We start from the raw sequence: 18,852 nt of genomic DNA on the forward strand, positions 1-18,852 counted from the left end.
AAGTGGACACACCGTTCCTGCGCACGCCACTCGACTACGACTCCGGCCGCCGCCGCGACACCGACTGGCTCGACAACGCCTGGAAGGGCGCGCGGATCGTGGCCGTCGACCCGCACCACGAGACCTTCGTCGGCACCAAGGAGGGACTCGACTACCTCGACTCCAGCACGGCCCCCTACGGATCACGGATCTACCTGGGCGACTGCGACGGACCGCTCTTCGCCGTCATCCACTCGCTGCCCGAAGGCCTCGACCTGAGGCGCGAGTCGGGGGAGTGGAGCGACGCCGACGTCGGCATCGCCATGGAGGCGCTCGCCGTCGCCCAGTGGCACCAGCGCGTCCGCTACCACCCCCAGACCGGCAAGCCCCTCACCCCGCAGGGCGGGGGCTGGTACCAGGCCGACGAGGACGGGGCGGTGGTCTTCCCCAAGATCAGCCCCGCCGTCATCACCCTCGTGCACGACGGCGGCGACCGCGCCCTCCTGGCCCGACACTCCTACGGGCCCAACAACCGCGCCCGCCGCTACGCCATGCTCGCCGGGTTCGTCGACATGGGGGAGAGCGCCGAGGAGACCGTGCACCGCGAGGTCCGCGAAGAGGTCGGCATCGAGGTGGGGAACCTCCGCTACATCGGGTCGCAGCCCTGGCCGTTCCCCGACTCGCTCATGCTCGCCTACTTCGCCGAGGCCGACCCCGACTCGCCGATCACCCTCCAGGAGGAGGAGATCTCCGACGCGCGGTGGTTCACCGTCGACGAGGTCGACGAGATGTACAACGACCCCGAGGGCCTGTGGGGCAAGGGCGTCATGCGCGCCTCCACCGCCTACCGCATGGCCAACTGGTGGATCGAGGAGCGCCGGAGGGCGGCGGCCTGAGGGGCGGGGCCTAACCGACGATCGGGCGCTCGTTCGGGAAGCGGTACCGCCTCGGGCGGACCCTCAGGGCGAGCGCCGCTCCCACGGTGATCGTCCCGACGCGGCCGAGGTACATCATGATCGTGACCATGACTTCGCCGACCGGCCCGAGGTCGTCGGTGATGCCGGTCGAGAGGCCCACGGTGCCGAACGCGGAGATCGCCTCGAACAGCACCTCGTCGAGGCTGTGCGAGGTGGCGCTCAGCAGGGTGAAGGTACCGATGGCGACCAGGCCGAAGCCCAGCAGGGTGACGGTGGTGGCCTGGCGGACGACCTGCGGGTGGATGGTGCGGCGGAAGGCCGGCACGTCCGGCTCGCCGCGCAGCTCCGACCAGATCACGAAGGCCAGCAGGAAGAACGTGGTCACCTTGATGCCGCCGGCCGTTCCTCCCGAGCCGCCGCCGATGAACATGAGCACGTCGGTGACCGCCCATGTCTGCGTTTCCAGGTCGCCCATCGGGAGCACGTTGAACCCGGCGGTGCGGGGCATGACGGAGGAGACGAAAGAGGTAAGGACCTTCTCTCCCATGTCGAATCCGGCGAGCGTGTTGTTCCACTCCAGGACCAGGTAGAAGAAGAAGCCGACGGCCAGGAGGATCCCGGTGCCCGCCACGGTGATCTTGGTGTGGATGGACCACTTCCGAGGGCGCCGCCGGTGCTGGAGGATCTCGGCGATGACGGCGAAGCCGATGCCGCCGATGACGATCGCCGCCGAGATGGGCAGGGTGACCACGCCGTCGGTCGCGAATCCCTCCAGACTGTCGTCGTACAGGGCGAAGCCGGCGTTGTTGAACGCCGATATCGAGTGGAAGACGCCGTGCCAGAGGGCATGGTCGGTCTCGTAGCCGTAGGTCGTGGCGAACCGGACGGTGAGGATCGCGGCCACGGCCGACTCGATGGCGAGGGTGATGAGCCCGACCGAGGCGAGGACGCGGCGGACGTCCCCCAGCTGCATCGTCTTCGTCTCCGCCTGGGCTGCAAGGGTGTTGCGCAGGCGCAGGCGTCCGAGCACCAGGAAGCCCATGAGGCTGGCGAAGGTCATGATGCCGAACCCGCCGACCTGGATGAGCATGGCGATGACGCCCTCGCCGAAGGACGACCAGTAGGCGGGCGTGTCCACCACGACGAGGCCGGTGACGCACACGGCCGAGGTCGAGGTGAACAGGGCCGTCAGGAACGGCGGGGCCTCGCCGGACTCCGTGGCGGCGGGCAGCATCAGCAGGACGGTTCCCAGGGCGATGACTCCGAGGAAGCCGAGCGGCAGGATTCTCACCGGGGATCGAAAGAACTCACGCACCCTAGGATTCTGCGCCTCTCCGGAGCGAGTCCGCGGAATGGTGGCCTCGGCGCTTGGTGTGTCACGCCGGGCCGGCGGCGGGAGAGGGGATTCCCTGGAAGGCGGATCCTCGCGCTAGGCGATGCCGGATCGATTCGGCGGTACCGGAACTCCCCTCCGGCGCCGGTCCGTCCCGGAGGAGCGGGAGTTCTCAGAAATGAAAAGTGGCCCTGGGGATGGTACCCTCCCCAGGGCCTTTGCTTGGCAATCACCCCTCGAAATCACCAAGCAAGTCTTATGCCCACAACTATAAACCATTACGGACGTCCGATGTAAGGGGGTATGGCCTAGTTTCCAGAGTTCGCCCGCTCGGGTAATGCGATAACACAAGGGGATACCGGGGATTGCGTCTGGTCGGGAGGGATCGGCGCCGCCGCTGAGCGGCGGGAGCCGCCTCCCCGGGCGCGGTAGAGCCGCGGCGGAACCGCAGCGGGGCCTAGACGCCGAGCTTGGCCTTGACCTCGCCGATGCTCGGGTTGGTCAGGGCGGAGCCGTCCTCGAACCGGAGGGTGGGGACGGTCTGGTTCCCGCCGTTGGCGTTCATGACCCAGTCCGCGGCCTCGGGGTCCTCCTCGATGTTGGTCTCCTTGTAGGCGATGCCGGCGCGGTCCATCGCGACCTTGAGGCGCTTGCAGTAGGCGCACCAGGTGGTGCTGAACATCTCGACCATCGTCACTCCTCTTCTCTGGGCGGGGGCCGGGGTCGTCGCCCGGCACCAGGGACAACGAGGCGTCCCCGGGAGGTATTCCGCCCGGAAGTCCGAACACCCGGGTGAATGCCGCCACTCCGAGTGTCCCGCGCCCGGGCGGCGGCGCGGTCGCCCGTCCGGTGAGTCGGGGGCGGATGCCATACTCGGCGGGTGACTTCTCGCGACGATCGAATCAGCCGACTCCTGGAAAGCCTCGACCCCGAACAGCGAGACGCCGTGACGGCCGAACCGGGCCCCGTCGCCATCCTCGCGGGCGCGGGGACGGGGAAGACCCGCGCCGTCACCCACCGCATCGCCTGGCGGGTGCTCCGCGGCGACCTCCGCGGGCAGCACGTCACGGCCGTCACCTTCACCGCGCGCGCCGCCGGCGAGATGCGCGACCGGCTGCGCGGCCTCGGGGTCACCGGCGTCAACGCGCGGACCTTCCACAGCGCCGCGCTCCGCCAGCTGCGCTACTTCGGCGCCAGGCAGTTCCGGGGCGCGATCCCCGACCTCATCGACTCGACGTACAAGTTCGTCTCCATCGCCGCGGCCCGCGCCGGCATCCAGGTCACCCGTCCCAAGACGCTCGACCTCGCCACGGAGATCGAGTGGGCGGCCTCCTCCCTCATAGGCCCCGACGAGTACGCCTCGGCGATCCAGAAGATCGACCGCGACGCGCCGCTGAAGCCCGACGAGGTGGCGAAGGTCTACTCCTCCTTCATAGAGGCGAAGGAGCGCGCCCAGGTGATGGACTTCTCCGACGTCATCGGGCACACCGCCGCCATGCTCGAGTCCGACGAGTCGATCGCCGAGCAGATCCGCGCCCAGTACCGGTTCTTCGTCGTCGACGAGTACCAGGACGTCACCCCTTTGCAGCAGCGCCTGCTCGACGCCTGGCTGGGGGAGCGCGAGGACATCACCGTCGTCGGCGACGCCAGCCAGACCATCTACTCCTTCACCGGCGCCACCTCCGACCACCTCCTCGACTTCACCCGCCGCTGGCCGCACGCGCAGCTGGTGCGGCTGGTGCGCGACTACCGCTCGACGCCGCAGATCGTCGGGCTCGCCAACCAGATCATCTCCGTCGCCAAGGGCAAGGAGTCGGCCGCGCGCCTCGAACTGGTCGGCCAGCGCGAGGACGGCCCCGAGGTCACCGCCGACACCTACTCCGACGAGGCGGAGGAGGCCGACCTGGTCGCCCGGCACTGCTCGCGCCTCCTGCGCGAGGGCCGCGACCCGGCCGAGATCGCCGTCCTCTACCGCACCAACGCGCAGTCGCAGCTGTACGAGGAGTCCATGGCCTCCTACGGGATCCCCACCGTCGTCAAGGGCGGGGGGCGCTTCTACGACCGCCCCGAGATCCGGCAGGCCATGGTGTCGCTGCGGGCCGCGACGAACACGGAGGTCGGTTCGCTGCCCCTTGCGGAGGCCGTCGAACAGGCCCTGGAGGCGGTCGGCTGGCGCCGCGACGACGTGCCGACCGGCGGGGCGCAGCGCGAACAGTACGAGGCGGTCAGCGCCCTGGTCGGCCTCACCGAGCACTACCCAGACGCGAGCCTCGCAGAGTTCTGCCAGGAGCTGGGCCGCCGCGCGGCCGAGCAGCACGCCCCGGACGTCAAGGGCGTCACGCTCGCCTCCCTGCACGGCGCCAAGGGACTCGAGTGGGACACGGTGTTCCTCGTCGGCCTGGCCGACGGCACCCTCCCGACCACCTACGCGCGCACGCCCGAGGCGCAGGAGGAGGAGCGGCGCCTCCTTTATGTGGGCGTCACCCGCGCCCGCGTCGAGCTGCACCTGTCCTTCGGACTCCTCAAACAGGGCGGGTCCCGGCAGCGCAAGCTCTCCCGCTTCCTCTTGCGGGCCAACCTTCCCGGCTTCCCGAAGTCGCCCGAACCCGAAGAGCGGCCGGAGAAGGTCCGCCGGCGCAAGTCGGTCTCGATCAACTGCTCCGGGTGCGAGAAGCCTTTGACCGCCGCCAAAGACCGCAAGCTGGGGCACTGTGAGGACTGTCCCGCCACAATGGATGAGGAACTGCACGAACGCATGACGGCCTGGCGGCTCGAACTGGCGCGGCGGACGGGCAAGCCCGCCTACACGATCTTCACGGATGTGACCTTGACCGCAATATGCGAGCGGAATCCGGGCTCTCCGAGCGAGCTGACGGACATCAACGGCATCGGCCAGTACAAGCTCGACAAGTTCGGCGAGGCCGTGTTGTGCCTGGTCAAGGGTGGTTCGATCGAGGACGCCCTGGAGTGCTCTGAAGAATCGTTAGCAATCCGTCATGAAGCTGACATGAAAATCTGATCCGGGGCGCCGAAAAAAGCGTTGCACTTGTCAGACCGTCGGCGTAGTGTTGCGATCATCGGTTCAAGACGGTCCGTCTTGTGTCCGGAATCCAAGGTCGAGTGCGTACTCGAGCCGGCATCGCGTGGCCGGTTCGGCATCAGTGCGCCACTCGGGACATGGCAGCGCGTATCGAAGAAAGGGGTGAGGAACCCGTGATTGACATCATTCAGAACCAGAACGGCGAATTGGCTCTCGACGTCACCGTCGCGCGTCCGAAAACCGCTTGCTTCGACGGCACTGCCTTCCACGGCGCCTTCACGCCCGGAGTCCACATGGGCGTGATCGACCAGGCCGCTTGGCGCGATCTCCAAGGGACCAATGTGTCCGGCTACCACGGCACCGCTGTGTCCGGTAATGGAGTCACGCCCGTCAACGGCGACCCGGTGGGCGGCACCGTCCTGGAAAGCACTGTCGGCAACGCCGGCGTCGGCATCGCCAAGGCAGCCACAGTCGACAACCGCATAACCGCCGATCGTCCGGTCAACGCCGGAGTTCGCAACCGCCGTCGCGGGATACGACCGCCTCGAAAGCGACCATAGTCTTCTGACTGAGTGACCTTCGAGGCCGCGCTTCCCGCCAACCGGGAACGCGGCCTAATTTTTTGCCCTGTCTCCCGGTCGGGCCGGAATCAGCACCGGTCCAGCCGACGCCGACCGCACCGGTCTCCGTCGGCCCCGAACGTACACGTCCAGACCTCGAAGACGGATTACGTGAAGACAACAGAACAACCCCGACAGACCACGTCACAGCGAGACACCCAGCAGAAGATGAAAGAGATCCGGAAGGAAGTCCCATCCATGGACGCCGCCCTCAACGAAGAGCGATCCTCCAAGTCCCCGTTCCTCCAGCTCAACACCGTGGCCGCACCCTCCCTCGACGAGGAGTCGCTGCGAGCCGACCTGTCCGGTCCCGAACTGGTCGCCAAGGCCGCGTCGCAGGGCGGAGACCTGCCCTGCCGCGAGTACGACGCCGACCTCTGGTTCTCGGAGACCCCGCACGAGCTGGAGTTCGCCAAGTCCCTTTGCGCCGACTGCCCCGTCAGGCTCCAGTGCCTGGCCGGAGCGGTAGAGCGGTCCGAGCCCTGGGGAGTCTGGGGCGGCGAGATCTTCGAACGCGGAACCGTGATCGCCCGCAAGAAGCCGCGGGGCCGTCCCCGCAAGAACGCGCTGGAGCTGGAAGAGGCCGCCGAGGCCGACCTGGCCAGGCGCAGTAGAGAACTCGAACTGGTAGGAGCGAAGGTAGTATGAGCCTCGACCACCTGTCCCTGCACATGAAGCGGGACATAGACCTGGAACTGTACGAATGGGACGCCTCGGCGGGCAGCCGCCCCGAGGCCCCCACCACGCGACTCGTCCACCGCGCGGTCGGCTCGTTCGGGAAGCTGCGCATGCGCAGTCTCTGGAAAGAGCACGACGAACATCGCTGACGCACTGACGAGTTGCGTTGGCTCAAGGGCCGCCGGTCGACCGGCGGCCCTTTCTCTATGCCCCGGTGCGCGGCGAACCGCGCATCGTGATGCCTCTATGCCTGTGGCCGGTCCCCGCTAAAGGCCCTTGTGGGAACAACTTGACTGGTCTTCCCGAAAAGGTTCGCCTGTAGGGCGACGACCGCTCCTCGAATCGGTCAAGGAGTTCCTACAAGAGCCCTAACCCTTGAAACTGAACCCGGGGACCCACTCCACGATGATCTCGTGCCAGTCGGCCGTCGCCTCCAGCTGGCACAGCACCCCGATGGATCCCAGGGTGACCCGGTGGATCAGCAGGTACGAGGGTGGAAATGACAGCTTCTTGCCGATCCTCGCGGCGTGCGAGTCGGCGGAGGTCAGGCGCTGGGTCTCCTCGCGCAGCCACTGCCGGGTGAAGGTGAACTCCCCGCCGGACAGCGGTGTCAGGATCGGCTTGAGGTAGTGGAGGATGTCCTCGCCGGTCAGATCGAGGTCCTGCGGGATGAAGCCCTCCTCCCGGAGCCCCTCGACGACCTCTTCGCCCTTGTCCTCCAGGGCCAGCGTGGTCAGCCGCCCGATCTCCGGGGGCATGCCCTCCGGCAGGCGCGCCACCGCGCCGAAGTCGTAGACGATCAGCCGTCCGTCGTCGGCCAGCGCGAAGTTCCCCGGGTGGGGGTCGGCGTGGAGGAGGCCCGTCCGCGCGGGGGCGGAGAAGTGGAAGGTCGACAGGGTCCAGCCGGCCCGGTCGCGCTCCGAGGGGGTTCCGTTCTTGATGATCTCCGCCAGCGGCGTGCCCTCGACCCACTCGGTCACCAGCACCTCGTCGGCGGCGTGGAGGACGGCCGGCACGCGGATGTGCTCGTCCTCGGCGAAGACCTCGTGGAAGGCCCGCTGGGCCTCGGCCTCGTACTGGTAGTCGAGCTCCTCCATGAGGCGGTCCTGGATCTCGGCGATGATCTCCCGGACGTCGAAGTTCGGCTGCAGCGTCTTGAACAGCGGCGCGATGCGGGCCAGCTGCTTGAGGTCCGACTGGAGGGCCTTGCCGGCACCGGGGTACTGGATCTTCACCGCGACCTCGGTGCCGTCCTTCCACACGGCGCGGTGGACCTGGCCGATGGAGGCGGCCGCGGCGGGGGAGTCGTCGAACTCGAGGAACTGCTCCCTCCAGTCCTCTCCCATTCCGCGGTGGAGCACGCCGTGCACGCTGGCGGCGGGCAGCGGCGGGGCGGAGTTCTGCAGCTTGGTGAGGGCGTCGCGGTAGGGGCCCGCCATGCCCTCGGGGAGGGCGGCCTCGAACACCGACAGGGCCTGGCCGAGCTTCATGGCCCCGCCCTTGAGCTGTCCGAGGACGCGGAAGAGGTGGTCGGCCGTCTTGCGCTGGAGGTCCTCGCCGAAGACTTCGTCGGCGAAGCCCGTCAGGCGCTTGCCCATACCGACGGTGGCCCGCCCGGCGATGCCGAGCGGGAGGGAGGCGAGTTTCAAGCCGCGCGATAGGGCGCGTTGAGGAAGGTCGGGGGTGGAGGCCGAAGCGGGTGTCTCCGGGTCGTCGCGAGATTCATGGCTCTTGCTCACATATCCATGGTCTCACGGGCGATGCGGAGCGGACTACCCGAAAGGCCGTCGAGCGGACGGACTTTCGCCGCCCGCGTCCTTCAGCGCGCCCGCGGGGCCCGCGGGCCGTCGCACGGATCGAATTCCGCGGGAGGGACCGGCGGCATATCCGTGGGAATTGCGGGCCGCCGGGCGGACGAGTCCACCGAAAGCCGGATAAATTCCCCTTGCACGCCTGTGAGGACCCTCCCTTGTGGCATTCTGTGCACACGCGGTCACTACCCGACCGAAACTACAAGGAGATTATAGTGACTCAAGCCACAGCCGAGTACAACGGCTACTGCGTGAAATGCCGTGACAAAAGGGACTTCGAGGGCACGGTCTCGGTGTCCGACTCCGGCCGGCGCATGGCCAAGGGAACCTGCCCGACCTGCGGCACCAAGATGAACCGCATCCTCGGCAAGGAGAAATAGCGGACGGCGGGGCTGCGGCCCCGCTCCAAGTCCGAATGAGAGACTCCCGTCACACTTCTGAAGTGATTGCGGGGCAACTGAAAGTGATAATCTTGGAGCGGGCCTCCCGGCATCCGGGATCACTGAAATTTATTTCGGGCAAACGTCCGAATACCGCATCAAATCGAGACTTTTGTGGTATGCAAATGTCGCCCCAATAGACTAGAGTGCTTACCATGGCGCGGAAAGCACTCCCGGACGTTGAAGTCAAAAGAAGCCGCCGCCGCAAGAAGACGGTAGCGGCGTACGAGGATCAGGGCCGTGTCGTGGTCATGATCCCCGATCAGTTCACCCCGGCCGAAGAGCGGGAATGGGTGGACCGCATGCTCGCGCGCCTGGACGACCGCAACGAGAGGGACGGGCGCACCTCCGACGCCGCCCTCGAGTCCCGCGCGGTCCGTCTCGCCTCGCGGCACCTCTCCGAGTTCCACTTGCCCCTCCACCTGCGCAGCGTTCGCTGGGTGGACAACCAGCGCAACCGCTGGGGCTCCTGTACGCCGGAGGACGGCACGATCCGCATCAGCCGCCGCATCATCATGATGCCCAGCTGGGTGATCGACTACGTCCTCATGCACGAGCTGGCCCATTTGGTCCACCCCGACCACTCGCCCGCCTTCTGGAAGCTCGTCTCCCGGTACCCGAAGGCCGAGAGGGCCAAGGGCTATCTCGAGGCCGTGGCGGATATAGAACAGACGCGCGAAACGCTCGGCTGAGCGGCCCCCGACCCCCCTACCGCAGAGAAGACCGCCGACGGGAAGGACTCCCGCCGGCGGTTCGCGTCTCTCAGGGCGTTCTCTCCGAGCCGCGGCTCCGGCCGGAGGCCCGCGTCACTTGTCCTTGCCGTCGTCCTCTTCGTCGTCCGGACCCTTCGCGTCGGGGTCGTTGGACGCCAGCTCGTCGAACATGGCCAGGTCCAGCTCGCCCATCGCGTCGGAGATCGCCACGAAGGACTCCGGGTTGTCGAGGTCGTCGGAGGAGGGCATGAGGTCCGGGTGCGACCAGGTCCTATCGCGGCCCTCGGCGCCCTGGTGCTCGGCCACGACCTCCCACAGCTTCGCCGCCTGGCGCACCCGCGCCGGGGCCAGCTGCAGCCCGACCAGCGCCTCGAAGGTCCGCTCCGTCGGCCCGCCCGTCGCACGGCGGCGCCGCGCGGACTCGAGCAGGCGGTCCATCGTCGGCAGGCGGTCCCCGGCCGCCTCGGCGACGACCACGTTCACCCAGCCGGCGATGAGGGCGAGCACGGTCTCGAGCCGCCTCAGGGCGGCCTTCTGCTGCTCGGTGTCGGAGGCCTTGAAGACCTGGTTCAAGTCGAGCGACTGGGCCGAGGCCGGGTCGGACGGGTCGACATCGCTCATGGCCTCCTCGATGGCCGCCTCGTCGATGTGGATCTCGCGCGCGTAAGCCTCGATGAGGCTCAGCAGGTGCGAGCGCAGCCAGGTCGCGTGGGTGAACAGGCGGTGCGTGGCCGCCTCGCGCAGGGCGCTGAACAGTCGCACCTCTTCCACCGGGAGCTCCAGCCCCGCGGCGTACTCCTCTATGTTGGCCGGCAGGAGAGCGGCCCCGCCGGTCTTGCCCAGCGGCAGGCCGACCTCGGTCGACGACAGCACCTCGGCCGCCAGTGCCGCGAGGGCCTGGCCCATCTGGGCCCCGAACAGCGCCGAGCCGACGCCCTTCATGAGGTTGGCCATGGGTCCGAGCATCTCCGCCATCTCATCGGGCACGAGGCTGCCCATCGAGTCGCTCATCTGCTGCGCGAGCGGCTCGGCCAGCTGCTTCCAGGACTTCTCCGTGCGCGCGATCCACTGCTTGCGGGTCCACGCGTCGGTGGAGCTCACCCCCGAGGGCCACGCGGTCGCGCCGTCCAGCCACAGGTCCGCCAGGCGCACTGCGTCGGCGATCTCCTGCTGCTGCACCGGCCCGACGGTGTTCTCCGCGGGCAGGTCGGCCTCCGCCAACTGCTTGGCCAGATCCCAGTTGACCGGTCCCTGCGACATGGACTGCGCCATCATCTGCTGCAGCTGCTGCATCATCTGCTGGACCCGCGGGTCGTTAGGGTCCGGCATGTTGCCGCCCATGTTGCCGAAGCCGAATGGAATGTCGGAGTTCATAGCTCAACACTACGTCAACCACGCCCCTCGCATCCAAATCACGGCAAGCCGAAACCCCGGTCGGAATTACGCTTCCCGCGATATTCGGAGGCCCGCGCGGTTCCACGTCGCGCGGCGGAGGCGGGGGAGCCGGGGTCATGCTGGCGGGGAGGCGGTCCGCCCGGACTGTACTCTGTCACCATGCACTCATTCCCGCCGATCGGCCGCCGCGGGGCGGTCGGTGCCCCGACCTCGCGACGGGCGCGGTACTACTCAGCGCGACCGACCAGGTATCCTTCGGACTCATGATGAAACGTCGCGGTATCACGGTGATGATCGGCGCCGCGCTGGTCGCGCTGCTCACCTGGCAGGTCTTGGGAATGAACGTCGCGTACGTGGCGATGACCCCGGGGAAGACCGTGGACGTCCTCAGTTCGCAGACGGGTGAGGACGGTGAGGACCACCAGATCATCACCGCCGACAAGGAGTACCCGACCGACGGCGAGCTGCGCCTGACGACTGTGTCGGTCTACCAGCAGGTCTCGATCGCCGAGGCGCTCCGCCTGTGGTTCTCCGACGAGGTGGCGGTCGTGCCGCGCGAACTGGTCTACCCTCCGGGACTGTCCAAGGAGGAGATCGCCGAGAAGCAGGAGAACGACTGGGTGACCAGTCAGTCCGACGCCGAACAGGCGGCCCTGGACCACCTCGGCCAGCCCCTCACCGTCGAGGTCACGGCCGACGCCGGCGACCTGAGGGAGGGCGACGTGCTGGTCGAGCTCGGCGGCGAGAAGGTGGAGTCGACCGAGCAGGTCGAGGCCCTCGCGGGCGAGGAGGTCGACGCCAAGGTCAACCGCGCGGGCAAGGAAGAGGAGGTCTCGGGGGTCGACCCGGCCGCCGTGGAACTCGAGTTCACCCACCGCGATCCTTATAATATTCAAATCGACACCGAGGCCCTCGACATCGGCGGCCCCTCGGCGGGTCTCATGTTCACCCTCGGCATCGTCGACAGGGTGACGCCCGACAGCCTGACCGGCGGAGAAGACGTCGCGGGCACCGGAACGATCACCGCCGGAGGAAAGGTCGGACCCATCGGCGGAGTGCAGCAGAAGATCGCCGCCGTCGACGAGGCCGGAATTGAACTCTTCCTGACTCCGGCCGATAATTGCAGCGAGGCCAAGGGCGCCGCCGAGGGAACCGGCGTACAACTGGCCCGAGTGGACACTCTTGACGACGCCGTGGCCGCCGTCGAGGCCTACGCCAAGGGTGATCCCCTGCCCCGGACATGTTGACAGGCCAGGCCTGTCGTGCAGTGCTCGAACGCATCGAAGGAGCTGTTAGATAGTGGCGAACGACCGGACGTCCTCAAGTCCGCGCATCAGCAGACGGGGCAGGTACGTCCTCGTCTTCCTGGTGGCGGCCATCGTCCTCCTGACCGTCCTTGGGTGGGCGGTCAGCCTCCGAACCGACTACCTCTGGTACGACTCGGTCGGCTACGGGAACGTCTTCTCCACCCAGCTGTGGAACCGGGCCGGCCTCTTCGCCGCCGGCTTCCTCGCACTGGGCCTGTGGACGGCGCTGAACCTGTGGCTGGCCTGGAAGTTCAAGCCCGACACCTGGGTCGCCTCGTCCGCCTCGGACAATATGCGCCAGTACCGGGAGCTCATCACCCCGCGCATCGGCTGGTGGATCGGCGGCGCCGCCGCCGTCGTCGGCATCTTCACCGGCATGAACGCCCAGAGCCGGTGGCAGGAGTGGCTGCTGTTCCTCAAGGGGGGCGGCTTCGGCTGGAAGGACCCGGTGATGGACACCGACGCCGGGTTCTACATCTTCGACCTCCCCTTCCTGCACTTCCTCGTCGGCGTCGGCTTCGGGGCCGTCGTCGTGGGGCTCATCGCCGCCTTCGCCGTCTACTACCTGTACGGCGCGATCCGCTTCAGCGGCGCCGGCGACCGGATGAGCGCCGCCGCACGGGTGCACCTCTCGCTCCTGGTGGCGATGTTCCTCGGCCTCAAGGCCGTGGCCTATTACTTCGACCGCTTCGACCTGACCACTCAGGAGAACCCGGTCACCAACATCGTCGGCGGCGGCTTCACCGAGATGACCGCCCTCATGAACGCCAAGAACGCGCTCATCTGGGTGTCGGTCATCGCCGCGCTCGTGATCGTGGTCTTCTCGTGGGGCTTCATCCGCTCGCTGCTGCTGCCCGGCGCCGCGCTCGGACTGGTCCTGGTCACCGCGATCGCCGCGGGCGGCATCTACCCGATGGTGGTCCGCTCCTTCCAGGTCAACCCGAACGTCCCCTCCAAGGAGGGGCCGTACGCGCAGCACACCATCGACGGCACGCGCTACGCCTTCGACATGGAGGACCTGGAGACGGAGAGCTTCAGCCTCGCCTCGCGCCCCGACGCGGAGACCATGGCCTCCGACGAGACGGGCACGGTGGAGAACGTCCGCCTCATGGACCCGTCGATCGTCTCCGACGCCTTCACCCAGAAGCAGCAGCCCAGGGGCTTCTACGGGTTCAACCCGAAGCTCGACGTGGACCGCTACACCTACACCAACTCGGACGGCGAGCAGGTCACCGACGACATGGTCGTCGGCGTCCGCGAGCTCGACCCGAGCCGTTACACCGAGTCGCAGCAGGACTGGACCGTCCGACACACCGTGTACACGCACGGCTGGGGCTTCGTCGCCGCTCCGACCAACGAGATCTGCGACGGCGGACCGTACTTCGTCTCGGGCATCATGCGCACCGAGGAGGTCGACGCCGGCGGATGTGAGTCCACTGAGGACTACATTCAGGTGGAGAGGCCGCAGATCTACTACGGCCTGCTCAACGACGACTACGCGATCGTCGGCGCTCCGGAGGGGGCGGACCCGCGCGAGTTCGACCGCCCCGTCCCCAACAAGGGGGACGAGGAGGCCGAGGACGAGCTCAAGGACATCGAGGGCGAAGAGGACGTCGAGATCGTCGGCGACGAAGTCCGCACGACCTACGACGGCGGCGGCGGTGTCGAGGTGGACACGTGGCTGCGCCGCGCGCTCTACGCGTGGGAGTTCCAGGAGCCGCGCTTCCTTCTCTCCGAGCGATTCAACGAGAACTCGGAACTGCTCTACAACCGAAACGTCCGCGAGCGCGTGCAGAAGGTGGCGCCGTTCCTGACGGTGGGGACCGACCCGTACCCGGCCGTCGTGGACGGGGAGGTCGTCTGGATCGTCGACGGCTACACCACCGCCGACAACTTCCCGTACGCCGACAACGTCAACCTCAACTCCGCCACGCAGGACACCTACTCCGGCAACGGCACCGCGCAGATGGAGAACGAGGACGTCAACTACATGCGCAACTCCGTCAAGGCGGTCGTGAACGCCTATGACGGCTCGGTCGACCTCTACGAGTTCGACCAGGAGGACCCGATCCTCAAGGCCTGGAACGCCGTCTACGGCGACGACCTGGTCAAGCCGAAGGACGAGATGTCGCAGGAGCTCACCGAGCACATCCGCTACGCCTCGGACATGTTCAAGGTGCAGCGCGACGTGCTGCAGCGCTACCACGTCGACGACTCCCGCACCTTCATCGAGGGCAGCGAGACCTGGGAGGTCACCAAGGACCCGTCGGCCCAGCAGGAGTCGCTCCAGCCGGCCTACTACGTCTACGCGACCTACCCGGGGCAGGAGAGCCAGAACTTCCAGCTGACCTCGAACTTCACTCCGCGCAGCCGCGACAACGTCATGTCGGCGTTCATGAGCGGCTACTACGAGGACGGGGAGCCGAGACTGGCGCTCTACGAAGTCCAGGGCGGCGACAACTCCTCCGTCGACCAGGTGCACAAGACGATCACGTCGAGTACGCAGGTGGCCAGCGATCTGAAGCTGTTCCAGCAGCAGAACACGACGGTCGAGTGGGGCAACCTGCTGGCCCTGCCGGTGGGCAACGGAATGCTCTACTTCGAGCCGATGTACCTGAGGCGGGAGTCCTCCGGCGGTGCCACGTCGCTGCCGGTCCTGCGTAAGATGGCCGTGTTCTACGGCGGCTACGTGGGTTACGCCGACGACTACGGCGACGCGGTCGCCGACGTGGTGGAGCAGTACACGCAGGGCGCTCCGACCGATACCGAGGAGGAACCGCCGGACGAGGAGGAGACTCCGCCGGAGGAGGAGACCCCGCCGGACTCCGGCACGGTGCCGAACACGCCTGAGATCCAGGAGGCGCTGGCCGATGTGGAGGCCGCGACCGCCGAGGTTCAGGAGGCGAGCCAGTCCGGCGACCTCACCCAGCTCGGCGAGGCGCTCACGAAGTTGGACGAGGCCTTGAAGAAGTACGACGAGGCCGTCGCCGCCGCCGAGGGCGAGTAGCGCGAGTCCGAAAGCGAGGGGCGTGCCCCGGGAGTCCTCTCCCGGGGCACGCCCCTTTTCTCATGCTTCGGTGCGCGTGTCGCGCCCGGTTCCCCGGTCGGGCTCTCTCCCGTCTCTTCGTCCGGGTTCCTCTCGGGGGCGTCGTTCGGTTGTCCGGGCGGGCGCCTGTCCGTTCCCCGGCGGGACCCGTCGATCGGGGCGAAGCCCCGATCGACGCAGGGGTCCGTCACTCGACCGGCGTGTTCTCGCAGTCGCTCTCCGCGGCGACCTTGCGGGCGGTGAACTGCACCTCGGAGCCCTTCTCGAGCAGGGTGCCGGGCGAGGGGTCCTGTGTAGACACCGGGCAGATGTGCTCGCCTTCGCCCTGGTAGTACTGTTTCGGAGTCAGGCCCTCGGCCTTGATCATCTCCTCGGCGCGGTAGATCGTCTCGCCGACCACCGAGGGCACCTCCACGCGCGTGTCCGAAGGCGAGGGAGACGAGCTGGGTTCCGTGTCCTCGCTGGGGCTGGAGTCCTCCGACGGCGACGCGCCGCCTTCCTCGTCCGGGTCCTCGTCGGTCTCCGGCGGAGCCGTGTCGCCTCCTCCGTCGGGGACTCCCTGGTCTTGCATGCCGGCGTCCGCGCCGGCGTCGTCCCGCACCTCGGTGACGTCGCCTACCATCTCGTCGGGCGGCCCGGGGTCCCTCTGCCCCAGCAGGTCCGCCGGGTTCCACGACGCGGTGGCCGCGAGCGCTCCAGCCGCGAAGAAGAGCCCGATGACCGTGGCGAACACGGTCCACCAGGCGGCCCGTCTCCGGCGTCGGCGCCGCCTGTCCTCGGCGGCGAACTCGCCGCTGGGGGCCGGGGTGACCGGGATCGGCGCCCTGGCGGAGGGGCCGTCGGATCCGGGGGTGGGCTCTATGGCCGTGCCGCCCGCGGCGAACCGCCCCGACGGGCCGGGCGCGGGGTGCCCGCCGGTGCCGGGAGCCGGGTGAGAACCGGAGGTCGGGACGCGGTTCGGGCCCGTGGCCGGGGCCGGGTACTGTCCGGAGACCGCCGGGGCGGGTCCGCCGGCGCCGGCGAACTGGCCGCTGGGGGCCGGGGCCGCGGCGCGGAAGGTGTTCTCTTGGTGCCCTTGGGCGGCGGCCGCGAATCCTGTGTTCGGGTGTCCGGCGAGCCCGTTCGGCGTCGGGTGGCCCTCGGGCGCGAGCGCGGCGAGGTCCCTGCGGCGCGAACGGCCGGGTGCGTGCCGGCTCGTGCCGGCGGGGACGTGGACGCCGAGGTACCGGTCGCACGCGTCGGCCAGCGCCGTCGCGTCGGACCAGCGGTCTTCGACCTCCCGCTGGAGGCAGCGGTAGACGATCTGCGCCGCCGCGGGCGGGATGTCCTCGGGGAGGTTCATGGGGCGGCTGACCAGGTGCGCCTGCAGGACCTGGAGGGGGGTGTCGGCCTTGAAGGGAGGGTTCCCGGCGAGGCACTGGTAGGCGACGACGCCCAGCGAGTATAGGTCGGAGGCGGCCGACAGCTGCTGGTCGGCGGCCTGCTCGGGGGACATGTAGGTGACGGTGCCCAGGACCACGCCCGTCGTGGTCATCGTGTTGGCGTTGCCGTCCCGGGCTATGCCGAAGTCCACCAGGCACACCGCTCCGCCGGGGCGGACGATGATGTTGCCGGGCTTGATGTCGCGGTGGACGATGCTTCCGGCGTGGGCGACGGCCAGGGCCTTGGCCGTGCCGGACACCATCCTCAAGGTGTCCTCTACGGGCAGGCGTCCGAACAGGCCGAGCATCCGCGACAGCGGTTCGCCCTCGATGAACTCCATGACCAGGTAGGCGACGAGTCCGCCCTCGGTCATGACCTCGCCGTAGTCGTAGATGTCGACGATGCCGGGGCCTTTGAGGCACGCGATCGCGCGGGCCTCGCGCCGGAACCGCTCTTGGAAGCCCGCGTCGTCCGACAGCCCGGCGAGCAGCAGCTTGACGGCGACCTTCCGCTGCAGGACACCGTCGTGGCCTTCCCAGACGTCGCCCATGCCCCCGCCTCCGACGCGGCGGACAATCCTGTAGCGGTCGTTGAGGACGTCGCCCTCTTTGATACTGCGGCTCTTGACCATCCCAGCGTGTACTCCGCACTCGTCGTTGGGGTCCACCGTCGCGCGAACGGTCGACATCGGGATACGAGGCGGCCGCGGGGCGGCGCAGGCGAACTCGCACGCGGTGCAGTCGAACCCGCTCGCGGTCCGGGCAGGGTTCGGCGGGTGGCTGAGGGCGGTCGAGCACGACCGGGACTCCGGCAGCGGCCTCTCGTCTGCTTAACGACTCGGTGCGCGCGAGGCTACGCCTTCGGGCGGGGGAATTTCGATTCCGTCTCCGCCGGCTCCGGTTCGGGGGGACGGTGGTCTTCCGTCCGGTCCGGCGAGGACGGCGCACCGCGCCGCCGGCTCGGAGCGCGCTGTGGTTCCTGCCGCGGGTCTTCGCCCGGGGCGGAGGAGGCGGTGCCTCCCATCCGGTCCGGGATGGATTTCGCCGACGTCGTCGGGAGGTCCGCGCCGAGCGTCGCTGGCGGTGGTGGTGGCGGCGGTACCACCGTGCGGGCCGGGGCGGCGTGGGCCGCTTCGGCCCGCACGGTCGGCGAGCAGCGCCTCTTGCTCGATGGAAATGGTCGCCGGCCCGGCGGAGGGCTCTTTGCGTCGTTGGGTCTCTGCGGACCGCGCGGAGCGGAGCTTTGCGCTCCCACGCCCTGCTGCGGCCGTCGTCGGTTCTGCCGGCCCCGGTTCCCTCGGCGGTCGACTCCGGCTCCTGCTCTGCCTTTCAGGAGGCCGGTGTCCCACTGCGCCGAATCCCCACCCTCGTCATCCCGCTGCGTTCTCCGGGATCACGGTGTCGGTCCCGTGCCTTTCCGAGCCCCGCTCCCACGTCCTCGTCGGACGGTCACCCGGGAGCGCGTTCTCCGCCGGTCGGGCCGCTACACCGTCCGCGGTCGGCGGGTCGGGTGGACGCTCGTGCGAACGTGGCGGAACGCCTCGGCGATCTGCCCGTCCCAGCACGCCCACGAGTGGCAGGGCCAGGCCTGCTTGCAGTGGGCGCACACCGGGTTCTTCGCGCCCCGGTCGCACGGGGCCGGCGTGTGCTGGTGCCACCGGCGCCGCTGCACGCGCCACAGGCTCGGGGCGGGAACGCCGGCCGGCGGGTTCTCCGGTGGTGGATTGTCTAGCGTGAAAAAGCTCTTCACTTCTCTGTGCCTTTCGCTGTCAGGGACGGAGTGACAGTCGGCCCGCCGTCGGTTCCAGGGGTCGGGTGCGGGAGCCGGTGCCGCGTTATGAGGTTGCCGCCGCAACGCGGGAGGCCGTCTAGGGACAACGTTGTGTCGGTTGGGTTCTCGTCGGCTTCGATAGGTCTTCGTCCCCCTCCGGCGCGAGTCGGTTCCATTCGGCGCCGAGGGAGCGATACATTTAAGAGGGGACCGATCAGGGCCCTCGCATAGTAGAATTGCACATGCAGAATTCGAATGCAAGACTTATAACCGAAACGGGTGGAAAAATCTCGGCGCTGAGTGACGGCGTCGGAACGCTCTGCGGCGCAGGGTGACCCGGAGGCCTCCATGGCCTACGATGAGAACTGAAGACCGAACCGC

At 68.5% G+C, this 18,852-nt stretch carries 15 protein-coding genes; 9 read left to right on the forward strand and 6 right to left on the reverse strand.

What is annotated here, in order from left to right; translation table 11 throughout:
• The first annotated feature begins 2 nt into the window (after positions 1-2).
• Positions 3-875 carry an NAD(+) diphosphatase gene (gene nudC, locus ACFTE1_RS01955; protein WP_380620374.1) on the forward strand — a complete coding sequence of 291 codons (873 nt, stop codon included), beginning with the start codon at positions 3-5 and terminating at the stop codon, positions 873-875.
• Positions 876-885: 10 nt separating this feature from the next.
• Here nudC and ACFTE1_RS01960 read toward each other — a convergent pair whose 3' ends face one another.
• The gene (locus ACFTE1_RS01960; RefSeq protein ID WP_380620376.1) at positions 886-2,211 is read right to left on the reverse strand and encodes a TrkH family potassium uptake protein; all 1,326 of its coding nucleotides are present in this window, start codon (positions 2,209-2,211) and stop codon (positions 886-888) included.
• A gap of 475 nt (positions 2,212-2,686) precedes the next feature.
• Positions 2,687-2,920: a mycoredoxin gene (locus ACFTE1_RS01965; RefSeq protein ID WP_380620378.1), complete on the reverse strand. Its 234-nt coding sequence runs from the start codon at positions 2,918-2,920 to the stop codon at positions 2,687-2,689.
• 189 nt (positions 2,921-3,109) lie between these two features.
• Between ACFTE1_RS01965 and ACFTE1_RS01970 the strand changes: the two genes are divergently transcribed.
• The 4 genes from ACFTE1_RS01970 to ACFTE1_RS01985 all read left to right on the forward strand — a co-directional run bounded on the left by ACFTE1_RS01970 (position 3,110) and on the right by ACFTE1_RS01985 (position 6,716).
• Positions 3,110-5,248, forward strand: a complete 2,139-nt coding sequence (locus ACFTE1_RS01970; RefSeq protein ID WP_380620380.1) for an ATP-dependent DNA helicase UvrD2 — start codon at positions 3,110-3,112, stop codon at positions 5,246-5,248.
• A 158-nt stretch (positions 5,249-5,406) separates the two neighbouring features.
• Positions 5,407-5,829, forward strand: a complete 423-nt coding sequence (locus tag ACFTE1_RS01975; protein ID WP_380620382.1) for a hypothetical protein — start codon at positions 5,407-5,409, stop codon at positions 5,827-5,829.
• 258 nt (positions 5,830-6,087) lie between these two features.
• On the forward strand, positions 6,088-6,537 hold the full coding sequence (locus tag ACFTE1_RS01980) for a WhiB family transcriptional regulator (protein ID WP_380620384.1): 450 nt from the start codon (positions 6,088-6,090) through the stop codon (positions 6,535-6,537).
• Complete coding sequence (locus ACFTE1_RS01985; protein WP_380620386.1) at positions 6,534-6,716, forward strand: hypothetical protein; 183 nt, start codon at positions 6,534-6,536, stop codon at positions 6,714-6,716. The genes ACFTE1_RS01980 and ACFTE1_RS01985 overlap by 4 nt, the downstream gene beginning before the upstream one ends.
• A 219-nt stretch (positions 6,717-6,935) precedes the next feature.
• On the opposite strand, the gene ACFTE1_RS01990 is transcribed toward ACFTE1_RS01985, so the two are convergent.
• The gene (locus ACFTE1_RS01990; RefSeq protein WP_380620388.1) at positions 6,936-8,306 is read right to left on the reverse strand and encodes an ABC1 kinase family protein; all 1,371 of its coding nucleotides are present in this window, start codon (positions 8,304-8,306) and stop codon (positions 6,936-6,938) included.
• Positions 8,307-8,593: 287 nt separating this feature from the next.
• Here ACFTE1_RS01990 and ACFTE1_RS01995 point away from each other — a divergent pair, with 287 nt between their 5' ends.
• Positions 8,594-8,758: a DUF5679 domain-containing protein gene (locus tag ACFTE1_RS01995; protein WP_380620390.1), complete on the forward strand. Its 165-nt coding sequence runs from the start codon at positions 8,594-8,596 to the stop codon at positions 8,756-8,758.
• Positions 8,759-8,973: 215 nt separating this feature from the next.
• Positions 8,974-9,510: a M48 metallopeptidase family protein gene (locus ACFTE1_RS02000; RefSeq protein WP_380620392.1), complete on the forward strand. Its 537-nt coding sequence runs from the start codon at positions 8,974-8,976 to the stop codon at positions 9,508-9,510.
• Between the two features lie 114 nt (positions 9,511-9,624).
• Here the strand turns inward: ACFTE1_RS02000 and ACFTE1_RS02005 are convergent, their stop codons facing one another.
• A complete protein-coding gene (locus ACFTE1_RS02005; protein WP_380620394.1) occupies positions 9,625-10,905 on the reverse strand; it encodes a zinc-dependent metalloprotease in 1,281 nt (426 codons plus the stop codon).
• Between the two features lie 284 nt (positions 10,906-11,189).
• On the opposite strand from ACFTE1_RS02005, the gene ACFTE1_RS02010 reads away from it, so the two are divergent.
• Positions 11,190-12,173 (forward strand): YlbL family protein, encoded by a 984-nt coding sequence (locus tag ACFTE1_RS02010; RefSeq protein WP_380620396.1) that lies wholly within the window; start codon positions 11,190-11,192, stop codon positions 12,171-12,173.
• Positions 12,174-12,225: 52 nt separating this feature from the next.
• Positions 12,226-15,240 (forward strand): UPF0182 family membrane protein, encoded by a 3,015-nt coding sequence (locus ACFTE1_RS02015; RefSeq protein WP_380620398.1) that lies wholly within the window; start codon positions 12,226-12,228, stop codon positions 15,238-15,240.
• 226 nt (positions 15,241-15,466) lie between these two features.
• Here the strand turns inward: ACFTE1_RS02015 and ACFTE1_RS02020 are convergent, their stop codons facing one another.
• Both ACFTE1_RS02020 and ACFTE1_RS02025 read right to left on the reverse strand, forming a co-directional pair.
• Positions 15,467-17,389: a protein kinase domain-containing protein gene (locus ACFTE1_RS02020; protein ID WP_380620400.1), complete on the reverse strand. Its 1,923-nt coding sequence runs from the start codon at positions 17,387-17,389 to the stop codon at positions 15,467-15,469.
• 794 nt (positions 17,390-18,183) lie between these two features.
• Complete coding sequence (locus ACFTE1_RS02025; RefSeq protein WP_380620402.1) at positions 18,184-18,450, reverse strand: hypothetical protein; 267 nt, start codon at positions 18,448-18,450, stop codon at positions 18,184-18,186.
• Between the last annotated feature and the right edge of the window lie 402 nt (positions 18,451-18,852).

Source organism: Salininema proteolyticum (assembly GCF_042685645.1).
GTDB lineage: Bacteria > Actinomycetota > Actinomycetes > Mycobacteriales > Micromonosporaceae > Salininema > Salininema proteolyticum.